We start from the raw sequence: 1754 nt of genomic DNA, 5'->3' as shown, positions 1-1754 counted from the left end.
CTAGGTGTGTGGGTCATTAGTCGCGGGGCAGTGATTCTTAAATCGCCGCAGGATTAACCCGGATTTTGGTGGGTGGCTGGGAGAATTGGGGTATGGATATTGGTGCCCAGGACGGCCTTTTTGATGAATCAGCGGCCCCGCGTATGGGGGTCGTTGATGATGGCCGGGTGGATGCCAACGGCGGCGTGAACAAACGGTTCAGGGCGTTTGAGCCTGATGCGGTGATGCTGGTCCCGCCGTCGCTGGATGAGTGGCTGCCGGAGGGCCATCTGGCCCGTTTCATTGCCGAGCTGGTGGACCATGAGCTGGACTTGACCCGGTTCTATAAGTCCTATGCGAAGGCCAAGGGCCAGCCGCCGTATGATCCGCGCTTGATGTTGCGGATCGTGTTCTACGGGTACTGCGTCGGGGTGCGTTCCTCGCGGGAGGTGGAGCGGGCGTGTACGGATGTGGTCGCGTTTCGGTGGCTGGCAGCCCAGCAGGGACCGGACTTCCGCTCGATCGCCCGCTTTCGCGAACGTCACCTGGCCGCCCTGGCCAACGTGTTCCTTCAGGCGTTGGAGTTGTGTCAGGCCGCGGGCATGGTGTCCCTGGGCAGGGTTGCCCTGGACGGGACGAAGGTGCGGGCGAACGCGTCCCGGCACAAGGCCATGTCCTACGCCCGGCTGACGGCTAAGCAGAAAGTGTTGGCGGAGGAAATCAGTGCCCTGATGGAGGAGGCGAAGACCGTCGACGCGGACGAGGACGCCCGCTTTGGTCCCGGCAAGCGCGGGGACGAGCTCCCGGCGGAGCTGGCGAACCGGGAACGGCGGGCTGCGGCGATGGCGACCGCCCGGGCCAGCCTGGAGAAGGAGGCCGCGGCCAAGGCCCGCCAGCTGGCTGAGGAGAAGGCCCGCAAACGCGGCGATGACGACGATGACATCACCGCTGCCGGGAACAAAGCTGCCGCGGAGGCGGAGCCCAAGCCCACGGCGCAGCGGAACTTCACGGACCCGGACGCGCGGATCATGAAGACCGCGGATGGTTCCTACCATTATTGCTACACCGGCCAGGCCGTGGTGGATGCCGATCACCAGGTCATCGTCGCCACCTTGTTGAACAATGTTGCCGTCGACATCCAGCAACTGGCACCGATGATCCAGCGCACCATGGACACGGCCGGGGCCATGCCCAAGAACTGGAGTGCCGATGCCGGGTACTGCTCGGCAGCCAACCTCGAACACGTCAAAGACGTGGAAGCGGAGCATGCGACGGAGTTCTTCATCTCCACCCGGCGCATGAAGCACGCCACACCGGTTCCGGAATCGCCCAGGGGCCGGATCCCGGCAAACGCCACCTTGACCGGGCGCATGGCCCGGAGACTGAAGACGAAGAAGGGCAAGAGGATTTACGGCCGGCGCAAGGCCATCGTGGAACCGGTCTTCGGACAGATCCACACCCGTCAGGGCAAGCACCTGCTGCTGCGCGGGATGGAAAAAGCGGCACGGGAGTGGGAACTGCTCGCCGGCTGCCACAACCTGCTCAAACTCCACACCTACCGGACCAGCCAGGCAATCTGAGAGGGAAAGGAACCAGAAAAAGCAGCCACCACACCCCCTGCAGGGGCAGTCAGGTATCGCCCGGGCCAGCCGAAGGCGACCGAAATGACATCCCCGGCACCACGAACCCCAAACCGGTGGAGGCCCGGCCCGGGGTGAAGAAATCCGTCACGACACCACCCCGCCCCTCAAACCGCTACCGACCCACGCACCTAG

The 1754-nt window shown here is 64.5% G+C and carries 1 protein-coding gene; it reads left to right on the top strand.

Features of this window, described 5'->3' with window-relative positions:
- Positions 1–185 precede the first annotated feature (185 nt).
- The gene (locus G6N77_RS19415; RefSeq protein ID WP_420867322.1) at positions 186–1559 is read left to right on the top strand and encodes an IS1182 family transposase; all 1374 of its coding nucleotides are present in this window, start codon (positions 186–188) and stop codon (positions 1557–1559) included.
- Positions 1560–1754: the final 195 nt, after the last annotated feature.

It is taken from the genome of Arthrobacter silviterrae, from assembly GCF_011045165.1.
GTDB classification, from domain to species: Bacteria; Actinomycetota; Actinomycetes; order Actinomycetales; family Micrococcaceae; genus Specibacter; species Specibacter silviterrae.
The sequence above is the reverse complement of the archived record's forward strand: the minus strand, read 5'-3'. Positions and strand labels throughout refer to the sequence as shown.